Source organism: Klebsiella sp. AqSCr, from assembly GCF_008452795.1.
In the GTDB taxonomy this organism is placed as follows: Bacteria; Pseudomonadota; Gammaproteobacteria; order Enterobacterales; family Enterobacteriaceae; genus Klebsiella; species Klebsiella pneumoniae.
The window spans coordinates 926,217-944,475 of the sequence record NZ_MJDM01000005.1; the positions used below are offsets into that span (position 1 = coordinate 926,217).

15 protein-coding genes are annotated in these 18,259 nt (G+C 60.6%); 6 read left to right on the forward strand and 9 right to left on the reverse strand.

Going from position 1 to position 18,259, the window contains the following annotated elements; all coding sequences use genetic code 11:
- Positions 1–43: 43 nt before the first annotated feature.
- The 4 genes from BHE81_RS08465 to BHE81_RS08480 all read right to left on the reverse strand — a co-directional run bounded on the left by BHE81_RS08465 (position 44) and on the right by BHE81_RS08480 (position 6,022).
- Complete coding sequence (locus tag BHE81_RS08465; protein WP_023280243.1) at positions 44–3,136, reverse strand: efflux RND transporter permease subunit; 3,093 nt, start codon at positions 3,134–3,136, stop codon at positions 44–46.
- Entirely contained in the window at positions 3,133–4,242 is a 1,110-nt protein-coding gene (locus BHE81_RS08470) for an efflux RND transporter periplasmic adaptor subunit (protein WP_023159502.1), read from the reverse strand. Before BHE81_RS08470 ends, BHE81_RS08465 begins: the two co-directional genes overlap by 4 nt.
- 74 nt (positions 4,243–4,316) lie before the next feature.
- Positions 4,317–4,931: a TetR/AcrR family transcriptional regulator gene (locus BHE81_RS08475; protein WP_004143215.1), complete on the reverse strand. Its 615-nt coding sequence runs from the start codon at positions 4,929–4,931 to the stop codon at positions 4,317–4,319.
- A gap of 95 nt (positions 4,932–5,026) precedes the next feature.
- Positions 5,027–6,022 carry an NAD-dependent epimerase/dehydratase family protein gene (locus BHE81_RS08480; RefSeq protein WP_023280245.1) on the reverse strand — a complete coding sequence of 332 codons (996 nt, stop codon included), beginning with the start codon at positions 6,020–6,022 and terminating at the stop codon, positions 5,027–5,029.
- Between the two features lie 96 nt (positions 6,023–6,118).
- Here BHE81_RS08480 and BHE81_RS08485 point away from each other — a divergent pair, with 96 nt between their 5' ends.
- From BHE81_RS08485 to BHE81_RS08505, 5 genes are all read left to right on the forward strand, one after another.
- Positions 6,119–7,030 carry a LysR family transcriptional regulator gene (locus BHE81_RS08485; protein ID WP_004180365.1) on the forward strand — a complete coding sequence of 304 codons (912 nt, stop codon included), beginning with the start codon at positions 6,119–6,121 and terminating at the stop codon, positions 7,028–7,030.
- A gap of 158 nt (positions 7,031–7,188) precedes the next feature.
- Complete coding sequence (locus BHE81_RS08490) at positions 7,189–8,187, forward strand: ABC transporter substrate-binding protein (protein ID WP_004189482.1); 999 nt, start codon at positions 7,189–7,191, stop codon at positions 8,185–8,187.
- Complete coding sequence (locus BHE81_RS08495) at positions 8,187–9,224, forward strand: FecCD family ABC transporter permease (RefSeq protein ID WP_001545318.1); 1,038 nt, start codon at positions 8,187–8,189, stop codon at positions 9,222–9,224. Before BHE81_RS08490 ends, BHE81_RS08495 begins: the two co-directional genes overlap by 1 nt.
- Positions 9,224–9,985, forward strand: a complete 762-nt coding sequence (locus BHE81_RS08500; RefSeq protein ID WP_023301809.1) for an ABC transporter ATP-binding protein — start codon at positions 9,224–9,226, stop codon at positions 9,983–9,985. The genes BHE81_RS08495 and BHE81_RS08500 overlap by 1 nt, the downstream gene beginning before the upstream one ends.
- A gap of 56 nt (positions 9,986–10,041) precedes the next feature.
- Entirely contained in the window at positions 10,042–11,229 is a 1,188-nt protein-coding gene (locus BHE81_RS08505) for an MFS transporter (protein WP_024622677.1), read from the forward strand.
- 82 nt (positions 11,230–11,311) lie between these two features.
- On the opposite strand, the gene BHE81_RS08510 is transcribed toward BHE81_RS08505, so the two are convergent.
- Together BHE81_RS08510 and BHE81_RS08515 are read right to left on the reverse strand one after the other, a co-directional pair.
- The gene (locus BHE81_RS08510) at positions 11,312–12,343 is read right to left on the reverse strand and encodes a methionine synthase (protein WP_002909005.1); all 1,032 of its coding nucleotides are present in this window, start codon (positions 12,341–12,343) and stop codon (positions 11,312–11,314) included.
- A gap of 23 nt (positions 12,344–12,366) precedes the next feature.
- Positions 12,367–13,347 (reverse strand): DUF1852 domain-containing protein, encoded by a 981-nt coding sequence (locus tag BHE81_RS08515; RefSeq protein ID WP_002909008.1) that lies wholly within the window; start codon positions 13,345–13,347, stop codon positions 12,367–12,369.
- Positions 13,348–13,916: 569 nt separating this feature from the next.
- Here BHE81_RS08515 and BHE81_RS08525 point away from each other — a divergent pair.
- Positions 13,917–14,237 carry a hypothetical protein gene (locus tag BHE81_RS08525; RefSeq protein WP_004212509.1) on the forward strand — a complete coding sequence of 107 codons (321 nt, stop codon included), beginning with the start codon at positions 13,917–13,919 and terminating at the stop codon, positions 14,235–14,237.
- Positions 14,238–14,334: 97 nt separating this feature from the next.
- Here the strand turns inward: BHE81_RS08525 and BHE81_RS08530 are convergent, their stop codons facing one another.
- The 3 genes from BHE81_RS08530 to BHE81_RS08540 all read right to left on the reverse strand — a co-directional run bounded on the left by BHE81_RS08530 (position 14,335) and on the right by BHE81_RS08540 (position 18,251).
- Positions 14,335–14,583, reverse strand: coding sequence for a GlsB/YeaQ/YmgE family stress response membrane protein (locus tag BHE81_RS08530; protein WP_002909014.1), 249 nt, complete (start codon positions 14,581–14,583; stop codon positions 14,335–14,337).
- 204 nt (positions 14,584–14,787) lie between these two features.
- Positions 14,788–15,198 carry a 1,4-dihydroxy-2-naphthoyl-CoA hydrolase gene (gene menI / locus BHE81_RS08535; protein ID WP_002909015.1) on the reverse strand — a complete coding sequence of 137 codons (411 nt, stop codon included), beginning with the start codon at positions 15,196–15,198 and terminating at the stop codon, positions 14,788–14,790.
- Complete coding sequence (locus tag BHE81_RS08540; RefSeq protein ID WP_004175614.1) at positions 15,195–18,251, reverse strand: FAD-binding and (Fe-S)-binding domain-containing protein; 3,057 nt, start codon at positions 18,249–18,251, stop codon at positions 15,195–15,197. Before BHE81_RS08540 ends, menI begins: the two co-directional genes overlap by 4 nt.
- Positions 18,252–18,259: the final 8 nt, after the last annotated feature.

Sequence of the window (18,259 nt, forward strand, 5' to 3'; positions counted from 1 at the left end):
CCTGGCCTGGCCATGTGCCTCGCCCAGGTCCGGCAAAGTGGAATTACCTCTGAAGGTGCAACTCTGTCTGTTGTACCGTGTTCTCCGGACGGATGCGGAACCAGATCGCGTACATGGCCGGCAGGAAGATAAGGGTCATGATGGTTCCCCCCAGCGTCCCGCCAATCAGCGTATAGGCGAGCGTTCCCCAGAAGACCGAATGAGTGAGCGGAATGAACGCCAGGATCGCCGCCAGCGCGGTCAGCAGAACCGGGCGGGCGCGCTGCACCGTCGCCTCCACCACCGCGTGGAACGGATCGAGCCCCGCCTGTTGGTTATGATGGATTTGGCCAATCAGGATCAGCGTATTGCGCATCAGGATCCCCGACAGGGCGATCAGGCCCACCAGGGCATTGATGCCAAACGGCTGATTGAACAGCAGCAGCGTCGGGACCACGCCAATCAGCCCCAGCGGCGCGGTCAGGAAAACCATGACCATCGCCGACAGCGAACGCACCTGCAGGATAATGATCAGCAGCGTGAGGGCGATCATTATCGGAAATAACGGCACCATCGCCCGGGTGGCCTTGCCGGATTCCTCAATCGACCCCGCCGTCTCGATGCGATAGCCAGGCGGCAGCGAGTCGATAATGGGCTGCAGCGGCTTCATCAGCGCGGTGGAGACATCAGGCGGCTGCAGGTTCTCCGCAACATCTCCGCGGACGGTGATGGTCGGCGTGCGGTCGCGACGGCGAAGCAGCGGGTCCTCCATCCTGATCGACACGTCGCCAATCTGTGACAAGGGAACCCGCTGCCCGCCGCTGCCCACCAGGGTGAAGTCGGCGATTTTCGCCGGATCCAGACGGATGTCGCCCGCCGCGCGGCCGATCACCTGCACGGCGCGAATATCTTCCCGGACGGTGGTGATCGGGATCCCTGACAGCAGGAACTGCAGCTGCTGGGCGACGGACTGGGAGCTGAGTCCGCTCGCCTGCAGCCGGTCCTGATTGAGGCTGAAATGCATCACCGGTACCCGCGAACCCCAGTCGGTATTGACGGTGCGCATCAGCGGACTGGCCTGCAGCACCGATTTAACCCGCTCGGCGATGTCGAGCAGAGCGTGCGGATCGGGCCCCATCACCCGCCAGGCGACCGGATAAGGCGAATAAGGGCCAAACACCAGCTGAGTGACGCGCACCCGCGCCTCCGGCGCCAGGCCATTGGCCACCGCCTCCCGCAGCCGCCGCTTGAGCGCCTCGCGGGCACCCTGCCCGTCGGTCAACACCACCAGTTTGGCGAAGGAGGGATCGGGCAATTCCGGAGCCATCGCCAGGTAAAAGCGCGGCGCGCCCTGGCCGATATAGCTGGTGACAATCTTCGCCTCCGGCTGCCGCTGCAGCCAGTGCTCAATTTTCGCCGCCGCGGCGCTGGTCTGGCTAATCGACGACCCGTAAGGCAGCTGCACTTCAACCAGCACTTCCGGACGATCGGAGGTGGGGAAAAACTGCTTGTTCACCACGCTCATGCCCAGGATCGCCACGATAAACAGCGCCACCACCCCGGCGGCCACGCGCCATTTGTGAGCAATAACCCGGGTCAGCAGCCGACGGAAGCGCTGATAGCGCGGGGTGTCATACAGCGCGGCGTGGCCGGCCGCCGCGGGCTTTCTGTCCGGCAACAGGTGCACCCCCAGCCAGGGGGTAAAAATCACCGCCACAATCCAGGAGGCAATCAGCGCGATACCGACGATCCAGAACACATTGCTGGCGTACTCCCCGGCGGTGGACTGCGCAAATCCATTAGGCATAAAGCCCACGGCCGTCACCAGGGTACCGGCCAGCATGGGCGCCGCGGTATGGCTCCAGGCATAGGCCGAGGCTTTGAGGCGGTCATACCCCTCCTCCATTTTGACCACCATCATTTCGATGGCAATGATGGCATCATCCACCAGCAGCCCCAGGGCGAGGATCAGCGAGCCGAGAGTGATGCGGTCGAAGTTTTTGCCGGTCGCCTCCATCACCACAAACACCACGGCGAGGGTTAAAGGCACCGCCGCCGCGACCACCACGCCCACGCGCCACCCCATGCTGACAAAGCACACCGCCATCACCACCAGCAGGGCGACAAAGAATTTGATCATGAACTCATCGACCGCGGCGCTGATATTCACCGACTGATCGGTCACCTTGGTCAACGACATGCCGAGCGGCAGGCTCTGATTGATGCTGGCCGTTTCGGCATCCAGCGCTTTTCCCAGCGCCAGACCATTCCAGCCCTCGCGCATCACCACGCCCAGCAGCAGCGCCGGTTCGCCCTGATGGCGGATCAGGAAGGTGGCGGGATCTTCATATCCCCGCTCAACCGTGGCGACATCGGCCAGTTTCAGCGTTCTGCCCCCGGCAATAATCGGCGTGTCGCGGATCTGCTGCAGGCGGTCGAACGCCCCGTCGAGGCGGATAAAGATCTGCCCGCCCCGGGTCTCGATAGCCCCGGCGGCGGTCAGCACATTCTGGCTGTTCAGCGCGGCAAAAATCGCCTCCGGCGAGAGACCCAGAGTGGCGAGACGGTCATGAGAAAACGAGAGATAAATGCGCTCCGCCTGTTCGCCGAGGATATTCACTTTTTTCACCCCGGGTACATGCAGCAGCTGCTGGCGTAAGGCTTCGGCGTCACGCACCAGCTGCCGCGGCGGCTCTCCCCGCGCCTTCAGGGCAAAGATCGCAAAGGTGACGTCGGCGAATTCGTCATTCATCATCGGACCGGAGACGCCGGCAGGCAGATTTTTCGCCTCATCGCCGAGCTTCTTGCGCGCCTGATAAAACTGCTCCGGCACCTCGGAAGGCGGGGTCTGATCCTGCAGCGACAGGGTGAGCAACGCTATGCCAGGGCGGGTATAGGTCTCCGTGCGATCGTACCACTTTAACTCCTGGAGCCGTTTTTCCAGCGGCTCGGCGACCTGATCCTGCATCTCCTGCGCGGTGGCGCCGGGCCAGACGGTAATGACCGTCATTTGCTTAACCGTAAAGGGCGGATCTTCCGCTCGCCCGAGTCCGAAGAACGCCACCAGCCCGGCGACGGAGATAAGGATAATCAAAAACAGGGTCACCGACCGCTCGCGGACGGCCAGCGCGGAGAGATTAAAACGCCCGGCGCTCATGGCTGGCTCCCGGCGGCATTATGCTCGCGTCGTTCCGCCAGACGCACCGCCTCGCCCTGGTGCAGAAGATGGGCGCCCAGGGCGACGATCGGCTCGCCGGGCTTCAGCGGGCCGGTCACCCGCGCGGTTTCATCATCCAGGCCGAGCACGGTCACCGGTTGCCAGGAGACGGTGGCCGGACGAGAGGCAATGCGCCAGACGCCAGGGCCGTTACCCGGATCGTAGACCGACGCCAGGGGCACCGCCAGCACCTGGCCTGGCGCCTGGTCGTTGCCGATGCGCAGGGTCACGGTAGACCCCAGCGGGGCATTCGCCAGCGCGCCGTTAAGCACATAGCGCGCTTCAAAGGTGCGGGTGGTGGCGTCAGCCGCGTCCGAAAGCAGGCGCAGGGTCGCCGTGACCGGCTGAGATTCGCTGCCATAGCGTTTCGCCAGCGCCTCGCTGCCGACCGCCGGGCGCAGCGTCTCCGGCAGTTGCACCCGCGCTTCGCGCTGCCCCGCCCGCGCCAGGCGGATCACCACCTGCCCGGCGCTGACCACCTGCCCCGGCTCAGCGAGGGTTTCCACCACCACGCCGTCAGCATCCGCCAGCAGTCCGGCATAGCCGGTGGCGTTTTGCGCCACATTGGCCTGCGCCTGGGCCGCGCTGAGGTCGGCTCTCGCCGCCTCTGCTGCCGCGTTAATCTGGTCGAATTCCGCGGCAGAGATGGCGCCGCTCGCCACCAGGCCGCGATAGCGGGCCAGATCGTTGGCCGCCTTTTTGGCTCGCGCCCGCGCGGCATCTACGGCCCGCTGTTGGGACTGCGCCTGCAAGGCTAGATCAGCCGGATCCAGGCGCAGCAGCAGCTGACCGCGCTTGACGCTCTGCCCGGTTTCCACCCGCCGTTCAAGCACTTTTCCCGCCACCCTGAAGCCGAGGTCGCTTTGGGTTCGGGCCACTACCACGCCGGTAAAGGCCCGCGAGCCGGCCTCCGCGCGCTCGACGGTCGCCACCCGGACCAGCGGCGGCCGGATGCGGGGGTCGTCATGATCGGCAGGTTCGCCGCAGCCCGCGAGGGCCAGCGGCAGGAGGCAGACGGCAAGATGGACGGCGTTGAGCCTGAGCATGGGTCACCTTAATGAAAAGACCGGATGGTGACCGCATTCTCAGACCAGTGACCAATAAAGTCAATAGTCACTAATCAGGGGGAGAGACTTCTCAGGATCAGGGAGGCAAGCAGCACCGCCGCGGTGGGCGCGGTGTCGAGATTGTATTGCAACTGCACCGGATTGATGAAAGGACACATCACCATATAGACCGCCAGGGTCGCTTCATCCAGCGGGGTTTTGCGCTCGAACTCACCCGCCTGGCGGCCTTCGACAAGAATTTGACCAATCAGCTGCTGCAGATGACCGGCATACTGTTCCGTTGAAGGCCATTTATCGCGCGCCGCGACGGCGGCGATGTCGTACAGTTTGCGATCCTCGAAAAACAGTTCACTGCCGGCCTCGGTCAGCGCCCGGAACAGGCGGCGCAGTTTCTCGCTGGCGGACGGCGCATCGGCGATGGCCGCGCTGACGGCCACCATGATCTTCTCCAGCCGGCTGGCGCAAATCGCCTCGCCAATCGCCTGCTTGGAGTCAAAGAATTTATAGATATAGGCTTTGGAAAAGCCTATCGCTTTGGCGAGATCGGTGACCGTCGTTTTCTCATAGCCATAGCGACTAAAGTGCGCCATGGCCGCGTCAAGAATCTGGTCCCGAACGCTGTGGTCATGGGGACCACGGCTTGCAGGGGTGGGGGTATTTTTCGTCATCCGTTTAGCTTAATGCGATCGCTATCGTTTGACAACGAGTGACGTTATTATGATTTGGTCACAATAACGCCCCGCTCTGTGATCCTCTTGCCGCGTTACGCCTCACCCGCCTCTTGGTTTATCGCGCCGGCGGACAGACAACCCAGGCCTTGCAGCGTCTGATACACCGCGCTGTCGAGCGGGGTATGCGGTTCCGCGCCTAAAAAATCAACCAGTTTGTCGTTGCGCAGGCGTACCGGCAGACGCCAGAGATAGTGCATCTCGACCATTTCGCGCAGGGTGGCGTTGAAGGGCGCCGCCAGCTTCACCAGCCACCAGGGAAAGGACTTCGCTACCGCCCTGCCGCCATAGCGGGCGACCACCCGCTGGATCGCCTGACTCATTTCGCTGCCGTCCGGGTCCCAGTGGCCCTGCATATGAAAGCGGGCGAACGGCTCAAGCTCATGCCTGCGGGCGAGCAGCGCGGCGATGGTGGCGGCGACGTCGGGCAGCCAGGCCCACTGATGCCCCACGCCGATCGCCCCCGGGTAGCTAATGATGCGGGGAAGCTGACCAGGCTTGACCAGCCCCTGCGAAAACCAGTTATTTCCGGCGCGTGGACCAAAAAAATCGCCCGCCCGAACAATCAACGCCCGGCCGCCGCGCTGCACGTAATCCTTCAGCGCCAGCTCCATCGCCACCCGGATGGCGCCTTTGCGGGTCACCGGCTGTTGTGCGGCCTCTTCAGCAATCAGTGGAAAGGCATCCGGTCCATAGTTGTAGACCGTGCCGGGCAGGACTACAAGCGCCCGCTGGCGTTCGGCAGCCTGCAGGGTGTTGTGCAGCATGGGCAGTACCTGTTGCCGCCAGTGCCGGTAGCCCGGCGGATTCACCGCATGGACGATAACGTCGCAACCGGCAGCCGCCGCCGCGACCTGGCCGCCATCCAGCGCGTCGCCGGCTATCCACTGTATGCCATCTTCGGGATCACGTATCTGGGCGCCGCGCTTCAGCGCCCGAACCTGCCAGTTGTCTGCCACCAGCCGGCGCGCCACTTCCCCGCCGATGCCCCCGCTTGCTCCCAGAATAAGTACCTTGCCGCTGCTGTTCATCCTCTTTCCCCGTTCGCTAATGGATGCTTGACAGCCTACCTGCGGCTCATATCAAATGAAATTGCATACCATCGTCGAGCGGCTATACATATTTGTATGAATACCTCTATTCCCTGGGAGTGGTACCGAACCTTTCTCGCCGTCCTGCAGGAAGGCTCTTTATCGGGCGCATCGCGTACCCTGAACATCACTCAGCCGACGGCGGGGCGCCATATTGCCGGGCTGGAAAACGCCCTCGGCCAGGCCTTATTTACCCGCTCGCAAACCGGCCTGCTGGCGACCGACGCGGCGCTGGCGCTGCGGGTGCACGCCGAGGCGATGGACAATACCGCCCGGGCGCTGGAACGCACCGCGGCTAACTTCAGTCGCGACAGAGCCGAGCTGCGTGGCGTGGTGCGGGTGGCCGCCAGCGAGGTGGTCGGCGCCGAGGTGCTGCCGCCGCTGGTTGCCCGGCTCAGGCAGGCGTGCCCGAATATCGTCATCGAACTGATGCTCTCCAATCGGTTTCAGGATCTGCTTCACCGGGAGGCGGATATTGCGGTGCGGATGGTCGCCCCGCAGCAGGAGCAGCTTATCGCCCGCCGTCTCGGCAGGATCGAGCTTGGGTTACATGCCACCGCCGCCTACCTGACGCGGCAGGGCCTGCCCGCGACCCTCGACGATCTGGCCAGCCACGCGCTAATTGGTTTTGATAGCGCCACCCCTCTCGTGCGCCGGGCGCTGCAGGCTTACCCCCGTTTTCAGCGCGAGGCGTTCGCGATGCGGACCGATAGCGACCTCGCCCAGTTGAGCCTGATCCGCGCCGGAGCGGGGATCGGCATCTGCCAGGCGCCTCTTGCGGATGGCATTATTCCCCTGCAGCGAGTGCTGGCGGCCGACTTTTCTCTGTATCTTGATACCTGGCTGGTAATGCATGAGGATCTGCGCCACAGCCCTGCCTGTAAGCGGGTATTTGATTTTCTCGCCCAGGGGTTGCAGGCGTATATTCGTGGCCCACTGGCGAGCTGACCCGCCCCATCGCGCGGGCATTTCATTGCCTGCGGAAATAGTCACTCATTGACACTGTAAATATGGCATTGTATAAAACCCCGCCCCAATAATGAGTTTCATTTGCATTACTCCCATTTGCTGGTCATCCACTCGCCTGTTTACAAGGATAGCGTTTAATGAAGAAGGTCCTTTGCGCGTTAGGCTTGATGTTCACCGCCGTCAGTTCCGCGCTGGCAACAACCTACCCCCTGACGATTGAAAACTGCGGCTATCAGGAGACCTTCACCCGGCCGCCGGAGCGCGTGGTCGCGCTGGGGCAAAATACGGTCGAAATTCTGCTGCTGCTCGGGCTGCAAAAGCAGGTGGTCGCCAGCGCCTTCTGGCCGACCAGCGTTTTACCGCAGCTGGCTGAGCAAAACGCGAAGATTAAAACCTTGACGGTGGAAATTCCGAGCCTGGAATCGGTGCTGGCGCAAAATCCTGATTTCGTTCCCGCCCAGTTGCCGCTGCTGCTGGGGCCGGAAAGCAAAGTCGCCAGGCGTGAAGATCTCGCTACCGTCGGCGTAAACAGCTACGTCTCACCGGGGATGTGCGCCACCAAAAAGGCCACCGGCGATATGTACGGCAGCCGGCAAAAGCTGTGGGATATGACCTGGCTGTATCAGGAAATTAGCGATTTCGCCCGCATTTTCAACGTCGAAGATCGTGGTCAGGCGCTGATTGCCGATTTCAAAAAACGTGAAGCCGACCTGCGCCACGAATTTGGTAAAAACAAAAAAGATCTCTCCTTCGTCTTCTGGTTCTCCAGCGCCTCGCCTTCGGCCGATGCCTATGTCGGCGGTAAAAACAGCGCCTCCGGATTTATCGCCAGCGTGCTGGGCGGACATAATGCGATTACCTCCGAAACCGAGTGGCCCACGGTGAGCTGGGAGAGCATTATTGCCGCCAACCCGGATGTGATCGTGGTCGCCAGCCTGGACCGTAACCGCTGGGCGCTGGATAAGGCAGAGGAGAAGATCAAATTCCTCAAAAGCGATCCCGCCGTCAGCCAGCTGGAGGCGGTGAAAAAAGGCCATATCGTGGTCATGGACGGTCAGGCGATGAATCCGACCATCCGCACGCTTTACGGCGCGGAACAGGTGGGCGAGCAGCTGAGAAAAATGGGGCTGAACTGATGAGCGTCGCCGCGATTGAGACGCGCCGCAGCATACTGCTCACCGGCTGGTGTGTACTGGCAGCGATCGTGCTGGCGCTGGTAATCGCTGTGGGCGTCAGCGTCGGCGAGCTGGCCATCCCGCTGCAGAATGTCTTTTACGCTATCAGCAACAGAACCGGCTTAACCGCTGAGCCGCTCAACCGTATCTATGAGAGCGTAATCTGGGATTTCCGCCTCAGCCGCGCGCTGGTCGCCGCCTGCTGCGGCGCAGGCCTCGCTATCTGCGGCGTCGTGCTGCAAAGCCTGCTGAAAAATGCCCTCGCCGAACCCTACGTCCTCGGCGTCTCCGCCGGGGCCTCCACCGGCGCGGTATCGATCGTGGTGCTGGGCCTTGGCGCCGGTGCGATTTCCCTCTCGGCCGGGGCCTTTGCCGGGGCCTTCGCCGCCTTCGCCTTTGTCGCCTTGCTGACTAACGGCGCGCGCGGCGGCAATGAGCGTACGATTCTTGCGGGCGTCGCCGCCTCGCAGTTATTTAACGCCATCACGGCCTATACCATCAGCACCTCCGCCAGCGCGCAGCAGGCGCGCGATGTGATGTTCTGGCTGCTGGGCAGCTTCAGCGGCGTCCGCTGGCCCGAATTCCAGCTGGTCATTGTGGTGGTGCTCGCGGGTCTGGCGGTCTGCCTGTGGTATGCCCGGGCGCTGGACGCGTTCACCTTCGGCGACGATGCCGCCGCCTCGCTGGGGATTGCTGTGCCGCGCGTGCGCCTGATCCTCTTCACCACTGCGGCGCTGATCACCGCCACCATCGTCAGCATGGCCGGCTCAATCGGCTTTGTTGGCCTGGTGGTGCCGCACGTGATGCGTTTCTTCTTTGGCCCGCTGCACCGAACGTTGCTGATCGCCAGCGCGCTGGCAGGGGCGATATTGATGGTACTGGCGGACATTGCGTCGCGCCTGCTGATTGCCCCGCAAAGTCTGCCCGTTGGGGTAGTAACCGCCCTGGTTGGGGTGCCTTTCTTTGCCGTGATTATCTACCGCTCAAGGAATAAGTGATGAGTATTTGCGCTGAAAATATCACCTGGAAGGCAGGCAAAAAGGTCATCGTCAATAATGTCTCGCTGCGGGTGCCGCGAGGCGAAACGGTCGGACTGCTGGGGCCCAACGGCTGCGGCAAATCCTCGCTGCTGCGCGTTCTGGCGGGCCTGCGCCGCCCGGATGCAGGTCGCGTCACCCTCGACGGCCAGGATATCGCCCGGATGGCGAAAAAGCAGCTCGCCCGCCGCGTGGCTTTCGTCGAGCAACACGGCATGACCGAGGCCAATATGCGGGTGCGCGACGTCGTGCGCCTGGGACGCATTCCCCACCACTCTCCGTTCTCAAACTGGAGCGCTCAGGATGACGAGGCGATTGCCGCCGCGCTGCAGCGGGTAGCGATGCTGGAGAAAAGCGAACAGGGATGGTTAAGCCTCTCCGGCGGCGAGCGGCAGCGGGTGCATATCGCCCGCGCGCTGGCGCAGAGCCCGAGCGAAATCCTGCTGGATGAGCCGACCAACCATCTGGATATACACCATCAGATGCAGTTAATGCAGTTGATCAGCGAGCTGCCGGTAACCAGCATTGTGGCCATTCACGATCTTAACCATGCCGCGATGTTCTGCGATTCGCTGATCGTGATGCAGCAGGGGCAGATCCTCGCCAGCGGGACGCCGGAGGAGATTTTGTCCGAAGCGCTGCTGTGTGACGTTTTCCGGGTGAAAACCAAAATCGAGATCTCCCCTTACCACGGCAAAAAGCACATTCATTTCATCGTTTAGGTTGGGCGGATATGCCTCTTTTCTCCCTGCGCCCTGCGGCAACCCTCTGGCCTCCGGTGTTACTGGGAAGCCAGTTCGTTTTTAATATTGGCTTTTACGCGGTCGTTCCTTTCCTCGCTCTCTTCCTGCGCGACGACATGCTGCTCTCAGGCGGACTTATCGGCCTGATCCTCGGGCTGCGTACCTTCTCTCAGCAGGGCATGTTTATCCTCGGCGGGACGCTGGCCGACCGCTATGGCGCTAAGGCGATCATTCTCGCCGGCTGCGTCGTTCGCGTCGCCGGTTTTCTCCTGCTGGCGTGCGGGGCGTCGCTGTGGCCCATTATCCTCGGCGCCTGCCTGACCGGCGTCGGCGGCGCCCTGTTCTCCCCGTCGATAGAGGCCCTGCTGGCGCGGGCCGGTACCCTCAGCCAGGCCAACGGGAAACGCAGCCGCGCCGAGTGGTTTGCGCTGTTTGCGGTATGCGGTGAACTGGGAGCGGTGATCGGCCCGGTGGCCGGAGGCGTGCTGAGCGGGATCGGCTTTCGGCATATCGCCCTCGCCGGCGCGGGAATATTTCTTCTGGCGCTGGCGGTGCTCTTTTTCTGTCTGCCCGCTGACGGGCACACGACAACAACGCGCAGACGAGTCCCATGGTGGACGCCTTTGCGCCAGCCGCGCTTTGTCGCGTTTATTCTCGCCTACAGCTCATGGCTGTTGAGCTACAACCAACTGTACCTCGCCCTGCCGGTGGAGATCCAACGTTCCGGCGGCCGCGAGCAGGATCTGGCGCCGCTCTTTATGCTGGCCTCGCTGTTGATTATCACCCTCCAGCTCCCTCTCGCCCGCTTCGCCCGGCGAATGGGCGCCGTGCGCATCCTGCCGGTGGGCTTTCTGCTGCTGTCGGCTTCCTTTGCCAGCGTGGCGTTATTCGCCGCCGCCCCACCCGCCGAAGGTTGGCTGCGGTTAATGCCGGCGGCTGGTTTTGTCACGCTGCTCACCCTCGGCCAGATGCTGTTAGTGCCCGCAGCCAAGGATCTGATCCCGCTGTTCGCCGAGGAGTCGACGCTGGGCGCCCACTACGGAGCGCTCGCCACCGCAGGAGGGTGCGCGGTGTTAGCCGGGAATTTACTGCTCGGTCATTTGCTTGACCTGGCGCTCATTCCGTCGCCGCAGGCGGTTTATCCCTGGCTTTTGCTGGCGCTGTTTCCGCTGTGCAGCGCCGTCGCCCTGCGGGCAATCTGTCGCCCGCTGGCGGCAACATGACGCAGAGCGGGCGACAGCCCGCTCTGGAAGTGAACCGACGATAAAGTACACCGCCTGGGGAAGATAACGGGCGCGCCCCGCCTTACTTTGCCGCCAGCTCGCGACGAATAATCTCGGCGCCGGCGCTCAGGGCGTGCAGTTTGCCGGTCGCGACATGGCGCGGCAGCGGCGCCATACCGCAGTTGGTGGACGGGTAGAGTTTGTCGGCATCGACGAACGCCAGCGCCTTGCGCAGGGTTCCAGCCACCTCTTCCGGGGTTTCGATAGCATGGCTGGCGACATCGATCGCCCCGACCATCACCTTTTTACCGCGGATCAACTCCAGCAGATCCATCGGCACGCGCGAGTTGTGGCACTCGAGAGAGATAATATCAAGGGACGATTTCTGCAGCTGCGGGAAAGCCTCTTCATACTGTCGCCACTCGGAGCCCAGCGTCTTTTTCCAGTCGGTATTGGCCTTGATGCCATAGCCGTAGCAGATATGCACCGCTGTCTCACACTTCAGCCCTTCGGTGGCTCGTTCTAAGGCGGCGATCCCCCAGTCGTTGACCTCATCGAAGAAGACGTTAAAGGCCGGCTCATCGAACTGAATAATATCAACCCCCGCAGCCTCTAACTCTTTCGCTTCCTGATTGAGGATTTTAGCAAATTCCCAGGCCAGCTTTTCCCGGCTTTTATAGTGGTTGTCATACAGCGTGTCGATCATGGTCATCGGGCCCGGAAGCGCCCATTTGATCGGCTGACTGGTGAGCTGCCGCAGATAGCGAGCGTCCTCCACGAAGACCGGTTTCTGGCGCTCCACGGCGCCCACCACCGTCGGAACACTGGCCTCATAGCGGTTACGAATTTTCACGATCTCGCGTTTGGCAAAATCCACCCCGCTGAGGTGCTCGATGAAGGTGGTGACAAAGTGCTGCCGCGTTTGCTCGCCGTCGCTGACAATATCGATCCCGGCCCGCAGCTGGTCGTCGAGGGATAACCGCAAGGCGTCGCGCTTGCCGGCCAGTAATTCTTCGCTGGACAGTTTCCAGGGCGACCACAGGGTCTCTGGCTGCGCCAGCCAGGAAGGTTTCGGTAAACTGCCGGCGGTCGATGTCGGAAGCCATGTTTTCATAGTCATTAGCCTTTTATATGGGTTTAGCAAAGCGCGAAATTAGCAGACCATTGCTCAAGCAACGTCTTGTGCGGGTTGATAAAATGTTGTTGTGTAAATTTCCCCTGCTCAATCGCCAACAGGCTGCGCTCTTCCCGGTCATAGACGATTTTTGTTAATGAATGATCCAGGTGGCTGAGATTGGGCTGATAGTATTGCCCCGCCGGGGAGTTGGCATTGTAGATCTCCGGGCGATATATTTTCTGAAACGTCTCCATCGTGCTGATGGTGGCGATCAGTTCCAGGCTGGTGTAATCGCTGAGCAGATCGCCGGTAAAATAAAAGGCCAACGGCGCGACGCTGTTTTTTGGCATAAAATAGCGTACCTGCAGACCCATTTTGCTGAAATAGCGCTCGGTCAGCGAGACGCCTTCCTGAGCATATTCAATGCCGAGGACCGGATGTTCGTTACCGGTGCGATGGTAAACATCTTTACTGGAGACGCTCAGGCAAATCACCGGCGCCTTGCTGAAGTTGGCGCGCCAGGCGCTGGATTGCACAAAATCCTTAAAGATATTGCCGTGCAACTCGCCAAAGTTTTCCGGTACGCTGAAGCGACTCTGGTCCTTATTATGTTCCAGAAGCAGTACGCTAAAATCGTAATCCCGCACATAGGAGGAGAAGTTATTGCCGACGATACCGGCATGACGCTCCCCGCTCTTTTTATCGACAATATGCGTTTGCAGGATCTCAATCACCGGGAAGCTGGCGCTATCCTGAGCAATATTCATCTCGACAGAAATAATATCCAGTTCCACCGCATAGCGATCGTTATGGGGATTATCCCAGTGGGCCAGGCTATTAAAACGGTTATTCATCATGATTAACGTATTGCGCAGATTTTCCTCACGGTTCACCCCTCTGGCTAAATTAGCGAAGTTGGTGGTAATACGCGTATTTTCCGCAGGGTTATAGTTTTCATCAAACCGGGTGCGCTTAATCGTATAGGTAAATTTATTATTCATGGCGATTGTCCATCCTGATGGCGGGCATAAAGCGAACCCGGCGGAATACTCTCCACCAGCCTGGCGACGCGGAGTCAGGCCGGGCGCGCTTCAACCGGTAAATGTTGTTGATTCGTTAATGAACCTATTTTTGCCTGAGTCAGCGCTGGAGGGAAAGCGACTTAAATTCAATGCAACATGAGCCATCCTCATGTTGCTCCAGGCGGTGGCCGATGGCCGACGCAGGCCGACAATATTAGTCAATAAACGTTTGTTCAATGGAAGTAGGCAGGGTACACTCTTTAACCACTATAAGATGGGCTTTTACCTGCCCGCCGTACCCGTTTAGCTGGAGCTTTTGTCGTACAGAATGATTGTTGATATCAGTATTATGTCGATGTGCATGGCCGTACTGCTGATTATGAGCGTACTGCTGAATTAAGAGGCTCCCGAACGCAATGACACTCGCTCTCATCTGACCTCCACATTCGCGAGGAAAAAAGAAGATTCAGAGGATTCGCGCCGCCTGGGATTGTTCCGCCTGCCGGCACCCTCTACTCTTTTGGGACTTGCTTATTGAGGAATCCCGGATGAAAAAAGCTCTGCTTGCCCTGTTCGCTATCGCCACCGTTACCGCCGCCAGCGCCTTTGCGGCTGATAAAACCGACGTCCCGGCGCCTGTCATCGATAACGGAGTCCGCCCGCCGATGGAGAGGGATCGTGGCCCCCTGCCGCCGTTCCCGCCGCAGCTTCCGCCGCACAGACCGGTGCTGTTTTCAGCCACGGTAGCAACCGATACGCCAGCGGAAACCATTAACAAACTGACCGCGCTGATCCCCGCCGGCCAGGCGAAACACTACGAAGTGCACGTTGAGGTGGTGCCGGTTGGCGAGGGAACCGACAGACAATAGCCCAAAGGAGATCTACGCTGTCATCTGTCAGCAATAAAAAAGCTGCCGCATATCGCGGCAGCTTTTATGTACTTATTTACAGCTGAGCAGCTGAAAATTAGCTACGCACTTTCCGGTAAATAAACAGTACCACCAGCGCACCGATAACCGCTACCACGAAGCTGCCGAAATTAAACCCATCGACCTTACCAAAACCAAACAGGGTACTGATCCAGCCGCCGACCACGGCGCCGATGATCCCCAAAATAACGGTCACGATAAATCCGCCGCCATCTTTTCCCGGCATAATCCACTTGGCTAAAATACCGGCAATAAGTCCAAAAATGATCCAGGAAAGAATACCCATGGTTAACCGTCCTCTTGTTACCTTTAAGCATTTAGTATTGAAAAGAGTAGCATAAATAACGAGAGTGGATCGGTAATAATATAAATATTAGATAATTCCCTGCCGACGCCCGGCTGATCTTGTGACAACCTCTCTGGCTCTGGCAGGCCGGCTCTCGCTTATTACCTTAAAAAAAGGGAGGCTATTCGCCTCCCGCCATGCGGCTTATATTACCGCGGTGGTTAGTCGTGATGAACAACATAACCGCGACTGTTCGTCGAAGATTTCAATTTGCCAGACCTGATGGCGCGTCCCGACGTGCAGCGCTTTGCAGACGCCGCGCACCCGGCCCCCGCGCGCCGAACGGATGTGGTTGGCGTTAACCTCCAGCCCCACCACCTTTTGTTCGCCTTCGCTGCACAGATAGCCTGCCACCGACCCCAGGGTCTCCGCCAGCACCACCGACGCTCCGCCGTGCAGCAGGCCAAACGGCTGCTGTGTGCGGCTATCGACCGGCATAGTGGCCTCCAGCGTATCGTCGGTAACGGTCTCAAAGCGAATATCGAGCAGCCCTACCATGTTCCCCTCACCGAGCCGGTTGAGCTGCTCCAGCGTGGCCTGACGTTTCCAAATCATCCGATTATCTCCAGTAACGCCTGCAGCGGGTGGCGAACGCCGCTGCCTTCAATACGCTTCACCTGACTGCGGCAGGAGTAGCCCGTCACCAGACAGCGGTTTCGCGGCAGCCGCTGCATCGCCTGCTGCCAGGAGAGCGCGTAAATGGCCAACGAGTTGGCGTGGTTTTTCACTTCATGACCATAGGTGCCAGCCATCCCGCAACACCCAACGCTGACGTTTTCCAGCTTCGCGCCGAAGTGGGCAAAAATATCTGCCCACTGCTTTGTCGCCGCCGGTAGCGCGGTCACTTCGGTACAGTGACCGAACAGGTACCAGGGCTCACCGCCCAGATCGGGACGGGCGTCGCTGGTTAGGGCCTTCGGCAACCACTCATGGACTAACAGCACCTGGAAATCGCCGCGCTTGTCGCCGAGCGTCTGCTTGTACTCATCGCGGTAGCAGAGCACCAGCGCCGGATCGACGCCCACCAGCGGCATGCCCAGCTGCGCCACGCGGTTGAGGAAGTCCGCCGTCTTCTGCGCGGTGCGCGCGAAGCGGGTGAGGAAGCCTTTGATATGCTGCGCCTTGCCGTTCGGCGAGAACGGCAGGAGCACCGGCTGATAGCCTAAGGCCTCGACCAGACGGATAAAGTCGGCCACCACCTGGGCGTCGTAGTAGCTGGTGAAGGGATCCTGCACCACCAGCACCATCTTCGCTTTCTGCTCGGCGCTCAGCGCTTCGAGCTGCTCAAGGGTCATATTGGCGGAGCGGTGGCCGGCCATCTGCTGCTTCAGCGACGGCGCCGAGAGCAGCGGCAGATCGACCATCCCGATATGCTTCTCCGACAGCTTTTTCAGCCAAGGCTGGTTAATAAAAAAGTTAAAGGTCTTCGGCGCCTGCGCCATCAGCGGCGCATAAGATTCGACCGAGGCCACCAGATGATCGCGCACCGGCCGCAGATAGCGGCTGTGGTACAGCTGCAGGAAGCGCGAGCGGAACTCGGGAACATCGATTTTGATCGGGCACTGGGTCGAACAGGCTTTACAGGCCAGACAGCCGGACATCGCCTCTTTGACCTCATGCGAGAAGTCATATTCGCCTTTGCGCGCATGCCAGCTGTTGCGCGTGCGCGCCACCAGCGAGCGCAGGCTGACGCCCTGCTCCGGCAGCGCCTTCTCCAGCTGGTTGGGATCGACGCCGCGGTCGGCCAGCAGGCGCAGCCATTCCCGCACCAGCGTCGCCCGCCCTTTCGGCGAGTGGATGCGCTGGTTGCTGACTTTCATCGACGGACACATCGGGCTCTTGACGTCAAAGTTGAAGCACAGCCCGTTGCCATTACACTCCATCGCCCCACGCCAGCTGCTGCGCACCGCGATGGGGATCTGCCGATCCCAGGTGCCGCGCTTCGCCGCATCGACTTTCATCATCGGCGCGTCGATACCTTCCGGAGGACAGATTTTCCCCGGATTCAGGCGGTTATCGGGATCGAAGACCGCTTTGATCTTGCGCAGCTCGGCATACAGCGTCTCGCCAAAGAAGGCCGGGCTGTACTCCGCGCGGAACCCTTTGCCATGTTCGCCCCACAGCAGGCCGCCATACTTCGCCGTCAGCGCTACCACCTCGTCGGAGATCTGCTTCATCAGCACCTCCTGCTGCGGATCGCACATGTCCAGCGCCGGGCGCACGTGCAGCACCCCGGCATCAACGTGGCCAAACATGCCGTAGCTTAGGCCATGGCTGTCGAGCAGCGCGCGGAACTCGACGATGTAATCCGCCAGATGTTCGGGCGGTACGCAGGTGTCCTCGGCGAAAGGAATAGGCTTGGCGGCGCCTTTGGCATTGCCCAACAGGCCGACGGCCTTCTTGCGCATGGCATAGATGCGCTCCACGCCTTCAAGATCGTGACAGACCTGCCAGCCAATGACGCCCGCCTCGCTGGCGGCCATCAGCTCGTCCAGCCGCTGGCACAGGGTAGTAACCTGCTGGTCAATCAGCGCCGCGTCATCGCCGGCGAATTCGACGATATTGAGCCCGAGCATCTCTTTATCCGGTACGTCGGTGATCAGTTCGCTTACCGAGTGCCAGACGATATCCTCGCGCGCCAGATTGAGAACTTTAGAATCGACGGTCTCCACCGACAGGGCTTTCGCTTCGACCATAAAGGGCGCATTGCGCAGCGCAGAGTCGAAGGAGTCATATTTGACGTTGACCAGACGGCGCACCTTCGGCAGGCGGGTGATATCCAGCCGCGCTTCGGTAATAAACGCCAGCGTCCCTTCCGAACCGGTTAAAATACGGGTCAGATCGAACTCGCTCATCTCATCGTTAAAGACGTGACGCAGATCGTATCCGGTGAGGAAGCGGTTGAGTTTGGGAAACTTATCAATGATCAGGTCACGCTGCGCCTTGCAGCGCTGGTAGACCGTGTTGTAGATCCGGCCAACCGTCGAGGGGGTATTGCCCAGCGTCTCCGCCAGCGCCACCGGCACCGCCTGGGTATCGAGGATATCCCCGCCCATCAGCACCGCCCGCAGGCCGAGCACGTGATCCGACGTTTTGCCGTACACCAGCGATCCCTGGCCGGACGCGTCGGTGTTAATCATCCCCCCCAGCGTGGCGCGGTTGCTGGTGGATAGCTCAGGCGCAAAAAAGTAACCATAGGGTTTAAGAAACTGGTTCAGCTGATCTTTGATAACCCCGGCTTCAACGCGCACCCAGCCCTCTTCGGGGTTAATCTCGATGATGCGATTCATATAGCGGGACATATCAACGATAATCCCGCCGTTCAGCGCCTGGCCGTTAGTGCCGGTGCCGCCGCCACGCGGGGTGAAAATCAGCGATTTAAAACGCGGTTCGGCGGCAACGCGCGCCAGCAGCGCCACGTCCGCCGTGGATCGTGGAAAAATGACCGCATCCGGCAGCAGCTGATAGACGCTGTTGTCGGTGGCCATCGTTAGCCTGTCGGCATAGCTGGTGGCGGTATCGCCGGTAAAACCCTGTTGCTCCAGTACCTGCAAAAAATTCAGCACCAGTTGAACTACCCCTGGCGCCTGAGAAATTTGTGGGATCATCACGCTTG

What these genes read in the sequence shown, in the direction of transcription:
- BHE81_RS08480 (WP_023280245.1), bottom strand. Translation starts at nt 6,022, where the DNA reads ATGAACAGCAGCGGCAAGGTACTTATTCTGGGAGCAAGCGGGGGCATC.
- BHE81_RS08485 (WP_004180365.1), top strand. Translation starts at nt 6,119, where the DNA reads ATGAATACCTCTATTCCCTGGGAGTGGTACCGAACCTTTCTCGCCGTC.
- BHE81_RS08500 (WP_023301809.1), top strand. Translation starts at nt 9,224, where the DNA reads ATGAGTATTTGCGCTGAAAATATCACCTGGAAGGCAGGCAAAAAGGTC.
- BHE81_RS08525 (WP_004212509.1), top strand. Translation starts at nt 13,917, where the DNA reads ATGAAAAAAGCTCTGCTTGCCCTGTTCGCTATCGCCACCGTTACCGCC.
- BHE81_RS08495 (WP_001545318.1), top strand. Translation starts at nt 8,187, where the DNA reads ATGAGCGTCGCCGCGATTGAGACGCGCCGCAGCATACTGCTCACCGGC.
- BHE81_RS08465 (WP_023280243.1), bottom strand. Translation starts at nt 3,136, where the DNA reads ATGAGCGCCGGGCGTTTTAATCTCTCCGCGCTGGCCGTCCGCGAGCGG.
- menI (WP_002909015.1), bottom strand. Translation starts at nt 15,198, where the DNA reads ATGATTTGGAAACGTCAGGCCACGCTGGAGCAGCTCAACCGGCTCGGT.
- BHE81_RS08530 (WP_002909014.1), bottom strand. Translation starts at nt 14,583, where the DNA reads ATGGGTATTCTTTCCTGGATCATTTTTGGACTTATTGCCGGTATTTTA.
- BHE81_RS08515 (WP_002909008.1), bottom strand. Translation starts at nt 13,347, where the DNA reads ATGAATAATAAATTTACCTATACGATTAAGCGCACCCGGTTTGATGAA.
- BHE81_RS08470 (WP_023159502.1), bottom strand. Translation starts at nt 4,242, where the DNA reads ATGCTCAGGCTCAACGCCGTCCATCTTGCCGTCTGCCTCCTGCCGCTG.
- BHE81_RS08490 (WP_004189482.1), top strand. Translation starts at nt 7,189, where the DNA reads ATGAAGAAGGTCCTTTGCGCGTTAGGCTTGATGTTCACCGCCGTCAGT.
- BHE81_RS08510 (WP_002909005.1), bottom strand. Translation starts at nt 12,343, where the DNA reads ATGAAAACATGGCTTCCGACATCGACCGCCGGCAGTTTACCGAAACCT.
- BHE81_RS08540 (WP_004175614.1), bottom strand. Translation starts at nt 18,251, where the DNA reads ATGATCCCACAAATTTCTCAGGCGCCAGGGGTAGTTCAACTGGTGCTG.
- BHE81_RS08475 (WP_004143215.1), bottom strand. Translation starts at nt 4,931, where the DNA reads ATGACGAAAAATACCCCCACCCCTGCAAGCCGTGGTCCCCATGACCAC.